Consider the following 16,525-nt stretch of genomic DNA (forward strand, 5'->3'; position numbering starts at 1 on the left):
TTATCAATTTCAATCAAAATAATAAGAGGTACCCCAAGAATTGCATATGCATATCTACTGGATACCTCTTATTATTTTTAAATTAAAATGCGCATTCTATAAAGTTTATATTTCTATATTCTACAGCCATTGGTACAAATCTAATATTACCAGATTGACAAGCTATTCTAAATCCTTGAATGCTCCTACGATCACTTCTATCCACTATCATAAAGAAATTAGAAGGATTAAATCCTCTTCTCATTACTATTCTAACTATTGCCATCCTTCTACAATTACCTATAGTAAACTGCCCTCCCTCAGGTGATATAAAAGTTTCAGGTGATTGCGCTGGATCAGGCATAATAAAATCTACTTCTGTATCTATCTCTAAATCGCTATTATCATCGTAAACCTCGTAATTTTCAAAATTCATAGAAGGCTCAAGTAAACTAGCAACTTCTAAGTATTCATTTTTAATATCCACATCAGGTCGTACATTTTGTAACTCTCTAAGATATACAGCCATAAACTTCCAATAATTATCCCAATATTCTTGCCAATAATTTCTTTCCATTGTTGATTCTCCTTTTTATGATATAAATATTGTTCTATATATCATATGAAAATTTCAAACAATGGTTCTTATTTATTCGAAGCAATTTATTTTTCAAATTACATATCTGCTCTAGTTACTTTTCTTGGTCTACCTTTTATATTTTTAGTTTGTAGTGCTTTTAACACCATCTCACCTTTGTTGTTTAATATTTCAACATAAGTAGATATATCAAGTACACTTATAACTCCAATGTCTTCTGCGTTCATACCTTCGATGCTACAAAGTGTACCTACTATATCAACAGGTCTCATCTTAGTTTTTTTACCCGCATTTATATGAATCTTCATTATTTCTTGGCTTAGATTAGCACCTTTGTCTTCTTTAACTTTTTGTCTTTGCTCTAATTTTTTGTCAAATTCAGGCTTCAAACTCATTACAAGTCTTTTACTTGGTTTCATTTTCATTGTTAATTCCTTACCTGTATAAGAGTATATCTCAAACATACGTCTTTCATCAGATTTCATAACAAAAGTAATAGCTCTTCCCTCTTTACCTGCACGACCTGTTCTACCTATTCTATGAACATAGCTTTCTCTTAAAACAGGTACATCATAATTTATTACATGAGTGATATTATCTATATCTATACCTCTAGCCGCTACATCTGTTGCTATTAAGTATCTAAAATATCCTTTTTTAAAGTTATTCATTACTTTAATTCTCTCATCTTGTTCCATTCCTCCATGTATTTTATCACATGGATATTTAAGTTTTCTTAATTCATTGTATAAAGACTCTACCTTAACTTGTGTATTACAAAAAATAACACAGCTATCTGGGTTTTCTATTGTTGTTACATCTTTTAATAAATTTAATTTTCCTGTTTCTTCTATGTTATATCCATCTTGTTGTATTCTATCAACAGTTAATGTTTTTGCTTCAATTTCTATTGTCACATGATTTTTCATATATTTTTTTGATAATCTATTTATATCATCTGGCATAGTTGCTGAAAATAGCATAGTCACACGATTCTTAGGTAGTAATGAAATTATCTCTTCTACTTGTTCTAAAAATCCCATACTAAGCATCTCATCAGCTTCATCTAGTACAAGATATTTTATGTTATCAGTTATAAAGTTGCCTTCTTTTATATGGTCTATTGTTCTACCTGGAGTTCCTACTACTATATGAGTCTTTTGTTTTAACTCTTTTGCTTGTAATGAAAAAGATGATTTACCATAAAGTGCTGGCACTTTTATTCTTTTAAATCTTCCTATGTTAAATACATCTTCCTTAACTTGTATTGCAAGCTCTCTTGTCGGTGTAAGTATTAATGCTTGTGGTTTGTTTTCGTCCCAATCAACTAACTCACATAGTGGTATTGCAAATGTTGCTGTTTTACCACTTCCTGTTTGTGATTTTACTAATACATCTTTATTTTCTAGTGCAACTGGTATTACCTCTTGCTGAACTTTGGTTGGTGTCTTATAGTTTAGCATATTAAGTGATTTTAATATTTCATTGCTTAGTTTGTAATCTTTAAAGTTTATATTTGTCATTTATGTGTTCTTCCTTTATGTCATTTTAGTATTTTTATATAGTATTATACTTCTATTTTTCTATATTCCTTATTTTCCGTAATACTTAATATATCACAAAAATCATACTTCTCCTAATTATATATTTAATACTTAATAAAATCTATTAAAAAATGTATTTTTTGTAAATAATTCTTAGCTCTATAATTTATAAATTAACCAGAATTCCAACATATTATAACTTATTCAACATTAAAACGGTTAGTTTTTTACAAATGCAATAATCTCTAAAAGAATATGTAACTTATTTAGAATATAAATCATATTATGATTATAGACTAGCTTAATGTTATAAAATTTATATAGCTAGTTTTTAATTGAAAGTTTTTAATTATGTTTAATCCCCTGGAGGTTAATTTAATTGAAAAAAAAGTTAATTGTTACTATAAATTTTAACACAATGGATTTATCAAAAAATAGATTAACAAAAGAATGGATAGATTATAGGATTGATTTATTTATAAAATACACTTATTTTAGTTTAATTAATCAGACTTATCAAAATTTTTTAGCCTTAATATATTATGATATAAACAGCCAGGATTTAGTTTTAAACGCTCTATCTAAATACCCTAAACTTGCTGCTAATATTATATTTAGACCTATGGTTTCAACTATTGGATTTGAACAAATATGTGAAGATGACTTTGTGAAAAAATCCATAGTTGGATATGACTATTTATATTTAGTTCCTTTTGATTCTGATAATTTAATGCACCCTGAATATCTTCAAAAAATAATAGACTTTGAAGCTAAACCAGATACTCAATGTATTATAAATAGAAATGTTTATATTTATGATATTTCAACTGATACTATGCTTTCCTTTACCACTCCTGATTATCATTGTGGTTTATATGCATTAATATATGATGTTAATTCATATATTAATGGATTTCGTTATAAATACGCAGATCATGGTTCAGTAGTCCATTTAACTCATGAATATCTTTTACATGAATATGTTATGGTTTTAATACACGGGACAAATATTTTAAATTCTTTATCTGCATACCAAGGAATTCCTAGAACTCCTGAAGATTTAAAATATAAAGCTTTAAAAGATTTTAAATTAATGTAAAACAAAAAGGAGGAACTATTCGTTCCTCCTTATCTTATAACATATTTTTATAATCATCTATAAACTTTTCTATTCCTATATCTGTTAATGGATGCTTTGCCATTTGCTTTAATACATTAAATGGTATAGTAGCTATATCAGAACCAGCCATAGCACATTCTGATACATGTATTGGGTTTCTTATACTTGCTGATATTATTTCAGTGTTAATACTGTGTACCTCAAATATATTAGCTATATCACTTATAAGATCTACTCCTGTAACGCCTATATCGTCTAATCTTCCAACAAATGGGCTTACATAGGTAGCACCTGCTTTTGCTGCAAGTAATGCTTGTTGTGATGAAAATATTAAAGTAACATTAGTTTTTATATTCTTTTCTGAAAGAATCTTAACTGCCTTTAAACCTTCTATACACATTGGAAGCTTTATAACTATATTTTTATGTAACTTGACTAAGTCCAAAGCTTCTTCTACCATTTTGTCAGACTCTAAACTTATTACTTCAGCACTTATTGGTCCATCAACTATTTCACATATTTCATTTATTACTTCTTTTATATCTCTTCCTTCTTTAGCTATTAGTGAAGGGTTTGTTGTTACACCATCTAATATTCCCCAAGTTGCTGCTTCTTTTATTTCTTCTACATTTGCTGTGTCTATAAATATTTTCATAATATGTCTCCTTAATTATTATAAGTTTTTAAAATACTACTCCTGATTTTAATATTATATTTGCATATGGTGTAAATTCACCTGTTCTAACTATAGCCATAGAATCTTTAGTCACTGCTTTAAACTCTTCGTGATCTATTTTAGTTATTTTTATATCTTTAAATCTATTTTCTATTTCTTTATAAATTTTTTTACTAACTTCTTCCATTTCACAAGCTATTATAACTTCTTCTACTTTTAATTCTTCAAGTACTGTATCTAATGTATCTAAAAATGTTGGTATACCATGCTTTAGTGCTAAATCTATTCTTTCAACATTTTTAGGTATAGGAAGTCCACTATCACATATTGTTAACATATCTGTGTGTCCCATTTTTGATATTACTGATGATATTTCACTGTTTATTAAAACTGATTTTTTCATCTTAAATCTCCTTAATTTATGTACTATTTTTAATTATTTTACTAAAATTTATGATTCATAACGTCATATAAGTTCGGTATTGATGTTTGTGCCCCTATATTAGTAACACATAATGCACCTACTTTTGATGCAAAATCCATTGCTTCATCTATATCTTTGCCTTGAGAAAATGCTACTGATAATGCCCCTGTGTAACTATCTCCTGCTGCTGTTGTATCTACAGCCTCTACTTTATATGATTTTTTAAATTCTATTTTATCCTTATCTAAATAAAGACTTCCCTTTGATCCTAATGTAACTATAAGTTGTTTTACACCTTTTTCTATCATTACATTAGCAGCTTTTTTTATATCATCTTCGTTTTCTATTTTCACTCCACTTAATATTTCGAGTTCTGTTTCATTTGGAGTTAATAAATCTACATTTTTTATAATATCATCACTAAGCTTAACTGCTGGTGCTGGATTTAATATTGTAAACTTTCCTAATTCTTTTGATTTTTCTAAAGCATATTTTATAGTATCTATCGGTGTTTCAAGTTGTATTACAACTATGTTACTTTCTTTTATACCATCTATACATTTATCTATATCTGATTCTGTTAATTCGAAGTTTGCCCCTGGAGACACTACTATAGAATTTTCAGCATTTTTATCTACAGTTATAAGAGCTACCCCGCTTGGTCCTTTTTCAATTTGTACATAATCAGTTTTTACTTTATCAGCCTTTAATTGTTTTAATAAACTTTGTCCAAATCCATCATCTCCAACCTTACCTATCATGTAGACATCTCCACCAAGTCTTGATGCTGCAACTGCTTGATTAGCACCTTTTCCACCTGGTATTTCTTTAAATTTACTTCCTATTAATGTTTGCCCCTTCTTTGGCATCTCATCTACATTTACAACTAAGTCCATATTAAGACTTCCTATTACACATATCTTTTTCATGTTAAATTCTCCTTTTTGTTGTCATAAATCTGTAATATATTTTCATGTTTTTTACATATATCTTACATAATTATATCTTTTTTATTATGCAATTTCATCTATTAATTCACTAGATGTACTTTCTTCACTTTCATTTTTGCTAACTAGCTTTATTCCAACAAATGTACCTATCGTCAATCCTATCATAGTATAAAGTCTGTAATCTACAATTCCATCATACATAGCAAGGTGTATTAACCCTGATGTAACTGCTCCCATTATAGGTGCTACCACAGGTATCCATGCATATTTAAAATCTGAGCTTCCCTTACCTGGTATTGGTAGTAATAAGTGAGCTAAACGTGGTCCTAAATCTCTAGCTGGGTTTAATGCAGCTCCTGTTACTCCACCAAACGATGTTCCTACTAAAAATATTAAGCACCCAACAGCTAAAGGCTTTAACCCACTTGGAAATGTATTTGTATCCAGTCCTAATATACAAAACACCAATGCAAAAGTTACTATGTACTCACTAAAGAAGTTTGCTAAATTATTTCTTATAGTTGGTGCTGTTGCAAATATAGTTAACTTAGCTTTAGGATCATCAGTTTTTTCCCAATGATGAATAAATTGAAGATATACTAATAAACCTCCAAACATGCCTCCAGCTATTTGAGCTACAATATACCCTGGAACTAAACTCCATTCAAAATTCCCTCTAACTGCTTGCATAATTGTAACTGCTGGATTAATATGAGCTCCACTTATATCCCCAAGGCAATATATAACCATTGCAACGGTACATCCCCAGGCAATATTTATTGCTACATTTCCTGCTTGATATGATCCTGATGTTTTTAATGAATTTCCTGCTAAAACTCCACAACCAAAAAATATTAACATTGTTACACCTATGAATTCCGCTAAATATACACTCATTTTAGTTCATCATCCTTTATAATTGTTTTTTCTTTAATTCCTTTTCTTGATATCGTTTTCCAAGTTATATTTGATATAATATACTATTTTTTTCACTTTTTCAATATTTTTTCATATTTTTTTCATATTCTTCCATATTTGTTCCAGTTATATATTTTTACAGATAAAAAAACAGAGGCTACTTAGCCTCTGTTTTACTATTAGTATTTCTTAACTTTTCCGAACCTCTAAGCACAATACTTGGTTTTAATACTATATTTTGAGTAGCGTACGGTTCTTCTTCTAAAATTTTCTTTGATAAAACTTCAAAAGCTATTTTTCCCATTTCAGAAGTTTGTCTAGAAACAACACTAATGTTTAATCCTAGATATGTAAAAAATTCTAAATCATCAAATCCTAATAAAGATATATCTTCTCCTATTTTTATATCCATTTCATTTAGTGCATTTATAGCGCCCAACGTCATCATATTATTACAACTAAATATTGCCGTTACAGCTTTATTATTATTTATTATTTTCTTCGTAAGATTATACCCCGAGTCAATTTGATAATCTCCTTCGTGGATATAACTTTCATTTATTTCTAATTCATTTACCTTATGCGCTTGCTTATACCCTTCTAACCTAAGTTGAGCTGTTTCATAATCTAAAGGCCCTGTTATCACAGCAATATTTTTATGCCCTTCAGCGATTAAAGTGTCTACTCCATCAAAAGCTCCCTTTTTATTATCACTAAATATTCCATCAAAATCACAAAATATCAAATCTCTATCTATTAATATTATAGGCACTCCCAAAGAATTTAGATTTTGGACATGCTTTTTAGTAGTTTCTCTGTTTCTTATAGTTGTTGTAATTATCAGTCCACATATATTAAAGTCTTTTAATGCATCAATTATTTTCATTTCTTTTTCAATACTTTCACCACTGTCAAATGAAAATACATTATAGTTTAATTTATCAGCTTCTTCAGTTAATCCTTTAAGAATATCTGTAAAAAACATATTTGATAAATCTGGAAATACTACTGCAATATTTTTTTCTTTTTCATATATATTTTCTTGTTTTTTTATTTCTTGTATTGCATTCTTAATTAATTCCCTTGTTTCTTGTTTTACATATCCTGATTTATTTAAATATCTAGAGACTGTAGCTATAGATACACCTGATTTGCTAGCTATGTCTTTTGTCTTTATATTCATATCATCTTTCCTCAATTCCTTAGATTAATAGTTTCTATTTTTATATTTAATGTATAATTTATTTTACTATATTATATTATAAGATATTAATTTAGTAAAAATAAATATCTATTCTAAAAAACACCTACTAATAGGTAACTTCTATAAGTAAGTGTTTTTATTTTATTATTTAATATTAATATTTCCAGTTTTATCTGGTTAATCCATACTTAATTTTTTATATTTTATATATTAACCTTAACAACATTATTATCTATATAATCTAAAAACTTAATAAAATCATCTCCAGATATATTGAATGTTTCCGTATTTATAGCTGGGTGAAAGTTAAGATTTTGACCATCTAGTAAATCATTATCTATTATGACTTCTACTACACTATTTGCATCATTTATAATACTAAATGGATTTACACTCCCAGGTGTTACCTTCATTAATTCATACAATTTTTCAGGTGAATCAAATGAAAGCCTACTACTTCCAATTTGTGATTTTATTTCTTTTAAGTCTACAGCTTTATCGTGTTTTGCTACAACTAAATAATTAATACTTTTATTAGAGTTTTTTAAAAATAAGTTCTTACAATGATGCCCTGGCATATCCTTTGTGACTGCATAAAATTCATCAGCTGTAAATACTTCATCATGTTGTAAAATTTTATATTTTATGTCTAGTTCATCTAATTTATTATATATTTCTTTTTTCATAAGTTTCCCCCTGGTGTATTTATATAAGTATATTATTACATACATTTTAGTTTATTTAAACTGCCTAAATTAATAACATTCAGCTGAAATCAAATTCACTTGACAATCTCCTCTTAATGTAGCAATTGCAAAAAACTCTATCGAGTTTAGTCCATCACAACTACAATGTGGATATATAAAATTTAAATTGTTTAATTTTTAATCTAAATTGTCAAAATAATTAAATACTCAAAAAATCCTAACTAATTTTTATAGTTAGGATTTTTTACTAATTAACTATTGGACTTAAAACTTCAAAATTATTTACATCTATTAATCCCTTATCAGTAATTTTCCATTTAGGGCTAGTGGATAAAGCTAAGAAGGATAAATGCATAAATGGAGCATGTAAATTTCCACCTAAATCTTTACTTACTACATTTTCTAGTAAATCTATTTTTTCACTTACTTCACTTCCTGTAAGTTCATCTGTAATAAGTCCTCCTACATTTAATCTTAGTTCTTCTAATACTCGCCCATTATTAACAACGGCAATACCTCCGCCCATCTCTATTACCTTGTTAACTGCAACTACCATATCGTTTATATTAGTTCCAACAACAGTTATATTGTGAGTATCATGAGCTATACTCTCTGCAAATGCACCCTTTTCAAGCCCAAAACCATTAACAAAAGCTTTACCTATATTATTGTTTCTCCCATATCTTTCAATACATGCAATATGTAAAATATCATTAGTTATATCTGCTTCTACTACGTTATTTTTAGTTTTCAATTTAACTTCCATACACTCAGTCAAATTTTGATCAGGTATTGCTTTTATACATCTCGCAACAACTTCTTTTTCATTGCTTATAATTTCTATATCTTTTTCATTTATTTTACCTATTTTAACAGAATTTTTCACACTATTAGGATAAGTATATTTAGGCAAGTCTATCAATAGTTTTTTATTAGAAGCTACAAGCTTTCCTTCTATAAAAACCGCTTCTATGTCCATATCATTCAAGTCATTTATTATTGCAATATCAGCAACTTTTGATGGAGCTAGTACACCTCTATCCTCTAAGTTAAAATAAGTTGCAGGATTTATTGTCGCCATTTGTATAGCTTCAACATGGCTTACACCCTCTCTTATAGTTCTTTTTATTATTTCATTCATATGCCCTAATTCTTGTAAATCTTTTGCCACCATATCATCTGTAGCTAATATACATCTTCTTGAATCCAAATGTTCTTCTGTTATTGCTTTTATACATTCCCCCATATTCTTTTGAGTGGATCCCTCTCTCATGAATACATAAACCCCTTGTCTTAACTTTTCTATACATTCGGATTTAGTAGTTGTTTCATGACAAGAACATTTTCCACCAGTACACACTATATGTGCAGCAAGTTCATTCGAGAACAATTCCGGAGCATTACCATCTACTATTTTCCCTATACTTTTAGCATAAGTAGTCGATGCTAATAAATCTGTTATTATTTCCGGAGTATTTTTATATACATGTTTTGCATTACTAAATCCTTGAAGTTCTCCTATTCCTATTATATTTTTATAGTTTAATAAATCTTCCATATCTTTAGAGTTAACATCAACCCCAGCTGTTTCAAGACTAGGACAATCTGGAGTTAGAGCAGGTACTACAAATCTTACATAGTTTGGAACATAACTTGCTTCATCTGCCATAGCTTTCATTCCAACAGTCCCTAAGGCATTTCCTATTTCATGAGGATCTGCTATTAAAGTTGTAGTTCCTGATGGTATAGAAAACCTAGAAAATTCAGTAACTGTTAGCATGCTACTTTCAAAATGCATGTGTGAATCTATAAATCCAGGAGATAAGTACTTACCGCGAACATCTACTACTATAGTATTTTCACCTATTAAACTCTCACAATCGCCCACCATTAATATGTATTTTCCTTTTATAGCTATATCTCCTGTATATATCTCTTTAGTCAGTACATTTATAATATTCCCACCATACAGAACAATATCTGCATGGTGTTTATTACTCATAAGTGTATCTATTAACTCCTTGTACTCTATTGCTTGTTTTATATATTTCAATTTTAATCCTCCCAAACATCTATATTATCCACTATGCCTATAATAGCTGCATTTATTGATGATTGTAGTTTTTTTGTTGCATTTCTAGCCGCTGCACCTTCTGTATATATTACAAGTTCTCCAATTCCAGCTCCTACTGTGTCTACAGCTATTAGTGGTTTTCCATCTATTTCATTTTTTAAGTTCAATGGCTGAGTTATCATTAATTTACTTCCTACCAATGAATCGTCTTTTTTAGTCGCAACTACAGTTCCTATAACTTTCCCTATTTGCATTTTTATCCCCCTATTTCAATTTTTATTTTCTTTTGTTTTATATAATCTTTTGCCATTGGAGTTATTATAGTATCCTTAGATATACTTATACTTCCTTTATTTAAATTCATAATATCATTTAATGTTATTATTTCCTTCTTTACTTCATCTTTATTATTTTCATAATTAATTATTTCATTTTTATATTTAGTATGATTGTTATTTAAGAGATCAAGAATTTCTTTTATATTCTTGTGATTTGTAGGTATCATTACATATGAATTGTCGTCTATAGAATTAAATTTATTATTTGATATAAGAGTTTTGCAATTACTAGATTCTTTTTTATTATCTTTTTTTATGTTTTTACTTATTTTATTTAATATATTTTTTGTGAAATCAATTTTTTCTTTCATCTATTTAATCTCTGCTTAAAATTACTCTTTCAACTTCTGAGTGTGGTCTTGGGATAACATGTACTGAGTGAAGTTCACCTACATTTCTTGCTGCTTCTGCTCCAGCATCTACAGCAGCTTTAACTGCACCTACATCTCCACTTACCATAACAGTTACTAATCCAAATCCTATTTTTTCATATCCCATTAAAGTTACATTAGCTGATTTAACCATAGCATCTGCAGCTTCTACTGCACCTACCAAACCTTTAGTTTCTATCATTCCTAGCGCTTGACCCATAATAAATTCCTCCCGTTATCAATTATTTTCTTCGCTTTTATTTTCTATTACTTTTTTATTAATATTTTTTACTTTAAGATTTTTTTCAAATTCTTTGATTAAAACATCAATTTCTTCATGAGGTCTTGCTATTGTTTTACTTGAAACAATTTTTCCAACTTTGTTTCCTGCCTCAACACCCGCATCGATAGCGGCATTTACTGCTGCAACCTCCCCAGCTATATGTATGGTTACACTAACCGCTTTTTCAACACCTATTACTTTATCATATCCTACTAGCGTAATATCCGCTGCTTTGCTTGCAGCATCAAGAGCTGCTATCGCTGTAGTAAGTCCTACAGCTTCAATCATCCCTAGGGCTTTTCTCATATTATCCCCCCTTATTTAGCTAAATCTTTTAAACTAATCATATTTTTACATTTATTATTTGTATTTATATTTTTATCTACAACTCTATTGTGATTTAAATCTTTTAATGATTTAAATTTCATTTCTTTATTTATATGCTTTTCATTATTAAGATTATTTAAATTATTTTTTTTACTATTCTTGTATAATATACTTTTTAAAATTTCTACTTCTTTACAATTTATATTTTCAATTTTTTTATTTTCTTCTTTTTTACATATTTTTTTATTAAGTGCTTTATTTGATATATTCTTCATAACAACTTTTGTCAATAAATCTGCCACTTAACCACCACCTATAAAATTTTACTTACTTCATCATGAGGTCTAGCTATTACATTAGTGGATATTATTTCCGCTAATCTTCCTGCACTTTCTTCTCCATTTTCAACAGCTGCTTTAACAGCTGCTACATCTCCTTTTATAATTGCTGCCACTATTCCTGATCCCACCAAATCTATGTCAACTAGCTCTACATCTGCTGATTTTAACATTGTGTCCGCAGCTTGAATTGCACCTATTAAGCTTTTTACTTCTACTATTCCTAGTGCTTTCAATCATACTCACCCCTTTAACATAAGAAGTTAAAAATAATCATCTATGTTTATATTTTCATAACCTGGTATTATAGCTCTATTAAACAATTCATTGTCCAAAGGCTTTGTTGCATCAATCCCCATTTTATCGCTAAGGCCTTTATTTACATGAGAGGCTTCTAATGGACTTCCCAGTGCATTAGGTATTATAATTACATCCTCACTTGCTTGCACTCTTGAAGCTATTGCAAATTCTACATCTTTATAGTTATATATATCTACATCATCATCAACTATTACCACATGTTTTAAGTCTTTGCTACTTCCAAGTGCTGTCAGCATGGAACTTTTTCCATCTCCTTCATTTTTCTTGTTTATCTTTACAACTGCATGAAGTCTACATCCTCCGCCTATCGTTACATTAACATCTATTACATCCACTATATTTTTTAAAGCACTATATATTTCAACCTCTCTTATAAGACCATTTGATAAATGTTCTTCCCTTGAAGGAAATGCATGTTGAAAAATTGGATTATCTCTATGCATTATAGCTTTAACGTCTATAGTTGGATGATTTGATACTTCACCATAATATCCCATAAGCTCCCCGAAAGGCCCTTCTTTTATTTTTTTATTTGGATCTAAATACCCCTCGATTACAATTTCACAAAATGTTGGAACTAATATATCTACACTACTGCACTTTATAACTTCAAGTGGTTCATTTTTTAAAGAACTATAAACCTCATACTTATCTAGCCCATATTTTGAAGAACTAATTTGAGATGCTATCAAAAATTCTGCATCATATCCTAAAACTATTGCACACTCTAGCTTTTCATTATTTAATTCAGCTTTTTTAATCATATTATTCAAATGAGGAGAAGCTCCAGATACTAAAGCACTTATATTATCTTTATCATTTATTTGGAATCTTCTAACTGCCATATGTGTGTCATTAGTTTCTGGATCTTTTATTATTAGCATCCCTGCTGTTATAAAATTTGATGAATCTTTTTCATGCGATGTAGGAATCGGAAATAATTTATTTATATCTATATTTTTAGTTATAATATTTTGAGCAATAGGTCCACTTTTAACTTCTTTATATGATTTTGGATTTGCTATAGCATCCATAAATTTATAAATTCTATTTTCTTCATTTACATCCATTAACTCATTAAATATTTTTCTATTTCCGTATACTCCACCAACTAAATCTGTATCATAATTTTTTATATTTTTAAAAACTATAGGTACTTCATTATCAAAATACCTAAGTACAGCTCCTAATTCAAATTCTTTATCAACTCTCTTTTTACAAGTTTTTAGATATCCTGATTTTTCTAATTTATCTAAAGTAAATCTAAGCATTTGGCTCTCCATGTTATTCCCCCCATCTCTTAAGTAAATTATGTTCTATATCAAATTGATCTAGACACCTTCCTATAATTGATGAAACAATATCACTTATATCCTGAGGATGATTATAAAATCCTGGAGTAGGAGGCATAATAGTAACCCCTATATTAGAAAGCTTTAGCATATTTTCAAGATGAATAGAACTTAAAGGAGTTTCTCTCGGAAGTAATACTAATTTTCTTCTATCTTTAATACATACATCAGCGCATCTAGTTAATAAAGATTCGCTAAATCCATGAGCAACTGAAGCCAATGTCTTCATAGAACACGGAATAATTATCATACCATCTGTTTTAAATGATCCACTCGCTATCGGCGCTGCTAAATCATAATTTTCATAATAAAAATCAGCCATTTTTTTAAGCTCGTCTAAACTTACACCGCACTCATGCTCAACAACATATTCACCCATATTAGAAACTACCAAGTGACTCTCCACACCAAGTTCTCTTAATGCTTGTAAAATTCCTAAAGCATAAATTGCTCCACTACCACCTGAAATTCCAACAACAATTTTCATAAAATTCCCTTCCACTTCCTATCTTTTTCTCTCATACATAAAGTTATATAGTTTTGATATTATGGTCTGTGAGTGCGTGGTAGATATAGGGAATGCAGCGACATTTACAAGCATCTTCCCAGCTTGTATGAAGCAAATTCCTATATCTACCATGCACCTTGCCCAGAATATCAAAACTATTTAAACTACTCTACTTTGTTTTCTGTATCTCCGCCTCCAACCCAAGGGTCTAAGTCTTTTTCCCATGCATCTATATACTCATCTATAGTCATAACCTTTGTAAATATACTTAAATCTCTAAGCCCTGCTTCATGCATCTCATCATTTTTAGAATGAACTCCATCACTTAAAGTTATAACTTTATACGCATTATATAATGCATCACTAGCAGTACTTCTAACACATACATTAGTCCATACCCCAGTAACAACTACAGTATCTATATTTTCTTCTCTTAAATATAAATCTAGATCAGTATGTGCAAACCCACTATGTCTTCTCTTTGGAACTATATACTCTTCACCTTGTGGATAAAGTTCTTTTATAAAATCAGAACCCCACGTTCCTTTAACTGCATGAACTGGTCTAACTCTAAAATCAGCATCATTTTTTCTATGAGCTTCTTGTATATGAACTAACTGAACATCGTCTAATCCTCTAGCATTTCTTTCTCTAACCCAAGCAAAAAGCTTTTGAAGATCAGGTATTATTTTTTCTCCTCCCGGACATCTTAATGGAGCTTTCTCCCCCACAAAATCATTTAACATATCTATAACTAAAATTGCATGTCTTTTCATAATAAATCCCCCTCTTATTCTCTTTCCTCACCGAAAAAATTAAGTTTCTAAAGATTGATAGTATAGAGGGTGGGAGTTGTGACTTGCTGAAAAAGCGTTAAAGACCGCGCACTTCAGGTCTTTAGCGACAGAAGCAATTCACAACTCCCGCTCTCCACCACTAATCAACATTAGAACTTGATATTTTTATCTAACTTACTTATTGTCTGACGTTTTATAAATTTACCGAATCCCGGTTTAACCTTTATACCTTTTATATTTTTGACATGTTCAAGAATTAACTCTGGATGATCTTTTCTATAACTAACTTTATATTCTCCACTAGTTAATTCTTCAGGATTATTAAATAAAACATCATAATTATCTAAATTTCCCAAAACTCCAGCTTCTCCATCTTCATAAACTAAATTACCTCTGACTATAGTTTTAATTATTCTTCCTTTTAGTTTCATTCCTTCAAGTGGAGTGTATCCACACATAGTTACTAAATTTTCATTTTTAATAGTCCATTCTTTATTTAAATCTATTATTGCAAAGTCAGCATCTGACCCTATATTTAAAGCACCTTTCTTAGGATATAATCCATAGTGTTTAGCTGCATTAGTACTTAGTATATCAACTAATTTACTTAGTGAAATTCTGCCCTTATTATATCCTTCACTGACTATTACAGGTACCATAGTCTCAACTCCTGGTATACCTGGGAATGAAGTCCATATGTTCGTACCTTCTTTTAATTTTTCACTTTCTATTTCATATGGTGCATGGTCTGTTGCTATAAAATCTATACTTCCATCATTTATACCTTTCCAATGCTCCTCATTATCTTTTTTAGTTCTAAGAGGTGGAGCTATTTTTGCAAGTGGCCCATATTCAGTCATAGCATCTTGATAATTTAAAGTTAAGTAATGAGGACAAGATTCACTAGTTACGTCTAAACCTCTCATTTTAGCTTCTTTTACTAGCTTAGCCCCTACACCAGTACTCATATGAACTATATGAAGTCTAGCTTTACTAGATTCAGCAAAGCTAATACCTAACTCTATAGCTACCTTTTCAGCAAGCTCCATTCTAGCTTCTGCCCAAGCGGGTCCATCAAGTCTACCTTCTTCTTTAAATTTATTTACATAAAAATCACACATTGCAAAATTTTCTGCATGTATTCCTATCGGAAGCCCTGTTTCTGATACTGCTTTAAAGCATTCAAACATTTCTGGATCTGTAACTCTTGGATAAGTTGGAACAGATGGAGTCATATAAACTTTAAAAGCAACTACCCCATAATCAGCTTGTTCTTTTACATTATGCATCCAACCTTCGCGAACATCTTCTCCTGTAACTCCTCCCCACATAGCATAATCTACTACAGCTTGTGGCCCACATATACCTAGTTTTGTTTCTAATTGTTCTATACTTCTAACTGAAGGAACTGAACAACAAGGCATATCAATTATAGTAGTAACTCCTCCAGTAGCTGCTGCTGCTGTTCCTGTTAAAAAGTTTTCTCTATGAGGAAATCCTTGATACATAAAATGCGTATGTGAATCTATACAACCTGGCATTACTAAGTTTTTATTTGCATCTATAATTTCTTTTGCATCTATCATATTTATATCATCAACAAACCCTACTATTTTTTCGTCTTTTACTAATATATTAGTAAGAACCATTTCATCTCCTTGAGGTATGTTTGCATTTTTTATAATTAAATCCATAA

20 protein-coding genes are annotated in these 16,525 nt (G+C 29.6%); 1 reads left to right on the plus strand and 19 read right to left on the minus strand.

Annotation, left to right across the window (positions count from 1 at the left end):
• Positions 1–82: 82 nt before the first annotated feature.
• Positions 83–556 (minus strand): hypothetical protein, encoded by a 474-nt coding sequence (locus ACN6I1_RS08350; protein WP_220795867.1) that lies wholly within the window; start codon positions 554–556, stop codon positions 83–85.
• A gap of 98 nt (positions 557–654) precedes the next feature.
• Complete coding sequence (locus ACN6I1_RS08355; RefSeq protein ID WP_021433293.1) at positions 655–2,100, minus strand: DEAD/DEAH box helicase; 1,446 nt, start codon at positions 2,098–2,100, stop codon at positions 655–657.
• A gap of 400 nt (positions 2,101–2,500) precedes the next feature.
• Here ACN6I1_RS08355 and ACN6I1_RS08360 point away from each other — a divergent pair, with 400 nt between their 5' ends.
• Positions 2,501–3,220, plus strand: a complete 720-nt coding sequence (locus ACN6I1_RS08360) for a glycosyltransferase family A protein (RefSeq protein ID WP_419741594.1) — start codon at positions 2,501–2,503, stop codon at positions 3,218–3,220.
• A 34-nt stretch (positions 3,221–3,254) separates the two neighbouring features.
• Here the strand turns inward: ACN6I1_RS08360 and fsa are convergent, their stop codons facing one another.
• From fsa to ACN6I1_RS08445, 17 genes are all read right to left on the minus strand, one after another.
• Positions 3,255–3,896: a fructose-6-phosphate aldolase gene (fsa, locus tag ACN6I1_RS08365; RefSeq protein WP_419741595.1), complete on the minus strand. Its 642-nt coding sequence runs from the start codon at positions 3,894–3,896 to the stop codon at positions 3,255–3,257.
• A 28-nt stretch (positions 3,897–3,924) separates the two neighbouring features.
• On the minus strand, positions 3,925–4,320 hold the full coding sequence (rbsD, locus tag ACN6I1_RS08370) for a D-ribose pyranase (RefSeq protein WP_419741596.1): 396 nt from the start codon (positions 4,318–4,320) through the stop codon (positions 3,925–3,927).
• Positions 4,321–4,361: 41 nt separating this feature from the next.
• Positions 4,362–5,270: a ribokinase gene (rbsK, locus tag ACN6I1_RS08375; RefSeq protein WP_419741597.1), complete on the minus strand. Its 909-nt coding sequence runs from the start codon at positions 5,268–5,270 to the stop codon at positions 4,362–4,364.
• Between the two features lie 84 nt (positions 5,271–5,354).
• The gene (locus ACN6I1_RS08380) at positions 5,355–6,188 is read right to left on the minus strand and encodes an MIP/aquaporin family protein (RefSeq protein ID WP_419741598.1); all 834 of its coding nucleotides are present in this window, start codon (positions 6,186–6,188) and stop codon (positions 5,355–5,357) included.
• A gap of 178 nt (positions 6,189–6,366) precedes the next feature.
• Positions 6,367–7,392: a LacI family DNA-binding transcriptional regulator gene (locus ACN6I1_RS08385; protein WP_419741599.1), complete on the minus strand. Its 1,026-nt coding sequence runs from the start codon at positions 7,390–7,392 to the stop codon at positions 6,367–6,369.
• A gap of 224 nt (positions 7,393–7,616) precedes the next feature.
• On the minus strand, positions 7,617–8,099 hold the full coding sequence (locus ACN6I1_RS08390) for a prolyl-tRNA synthetase associated domain-containing protein (protein WP_419741600.1): 483 nt from the start codon (positions 8,097–8,099) through the stop codon (positions 7,617–7,619).
• Between the two features lie 268 nt (positions 8,100–8,367).
• Positions 8,368–10,173 (minus strand): adenine deaminase, encoded by a 1,806-nt coding sequence (ade, locus tag ACN6I1_RS08395; RefSeq protein ID WP_419741601.1) that lies wholly within the window; start codon positions 10,171–10,173, stop codon positions 8,368–8,370.
• A gap of 2 nt (positions 10,174–10,175) precedes the next feature.
• Positions 10,176–10,448 (minus strand): EutN/CcmL family microcompartment protein, encoded by a 273-nt coding sequence (locus tag ACN6I1_RS08400; RefSeq protein ID WP_220795875.1) that lies wholly within the window; start codon positions 10,446–10,448, stop codon positions 10,176–10,178.
• Positions 10,449–10,450: 2 nt separating this feature from the next.
• Entirely contained in the window at positions 10,451–10,843 is a 393-nt protein-coding gene (locus ACN6I1_RS08405) for a hypothetical protein (RefSeq protein ID WP_220795876.1), read from the minus strand.
• A gap of 4 nt (positions 10,844–10,847) precedes the next feature.
• Positions 10,848–11,126, minus strand: a complete 279-nt coding sequence (locus ACN6I1_RS08410) for a BMC domain-containing protein (protein ID WP_270659173.1) — start codon at positions 11,124–11,126, stop codon at positions 10,848–10,850.
• Positions 11,127–11,141: 15 nt separating this feature from the next.
• On the minus strand, positions 11,142–11,492 hold the full coding sequence (locus tag ACN6I1_RS08415; RefSeq protein WP_021431054.1) for a BMC domain-containing protein: 351 nt from the start codon (positions 11,490–11,492) through the stop codon (positions 11,142–11,144).
• 11 nt (positions 11,493–11,503) lie between these two features.
• On the minus strand, positions 11,504–11,815 hold the full coding sequence (locus tag ACN6I1_RS08420; RefSeq protein ID WP_419741602.1) for a hypothetical protein: 312 nt from the start codon (positions 11,813–11,815) through the stop codon (positions 11,504–11,506).
• Between the two features lie 11 nt (positions 11,816–11,826).
• Positions 11,827–12,087, minus strand: coding sequence for a BMC domain-containing protein (locus ACN6I1_RS08425; protein ID WP_021431056.1), 261 nt, complete (start codon positions 12,085–12,087; stop codon positions 11,827–11,829).
• Positions 12,088–12,114: 27 nt separating this feature from the next.
• Positions 12,115–13,455 (minus strand): UbiD family decarboxylase, encoded by a 1,341-nt coding sequence (locus ACN6I1_RS08430; protein ID WP_419741603.1) that lies wholly within the window; start codon positions 13,453–13,455, stop codon positions 12,115–12,117.
• 1 nt (position 13,456) lies between these two features.
• Positions 13,457–14,011, minus strand: a complete 555-nt coding sequence (locus tag ACN6I1_RS08435) for a UbiX family flavin prenyltransferase (RefSeq protein WP_419741604.1) — start codon at positions 14,009–14,011, stop codon at positions 13,457–13,459.
• Between the two features lie 185 nt (positions 14,012–14,196).
• On the minus strand, positions 14,197–14,808 hold the full coding sequence (locus ACN6I1_RS08440) for a cysteine hydrolase family protein (protein WP_021431060.1): 612 nt from the start codon (positions 14,806–14,808) through the stop codon (positions 14,197–14,199).
• Between the two features lie 170 nt (positions 14,809–14,978).
• Complete coding sequence (locus ACN6I1_RS08445) at positions 14,979–16,523, minus strand: dihydroorotase (protein ID WP_419741605.1); 1,545 nt, start codon at positions 16,521–16,523, stop codon at positions 14,979–14,981.
• Positions 16,524–16,525 lie beyond the last annotated feature (2 nt).

It is taken from the genome of Paraclostridium dentum, assembly GCF_048568265.1.
Taxonomy (GTDB): Bacteria; Bacillota; Clostridia; order Peptostreptococcales; family Peptostreptococcaceae; genus Paraclostridium; species Paraclostridium dentum.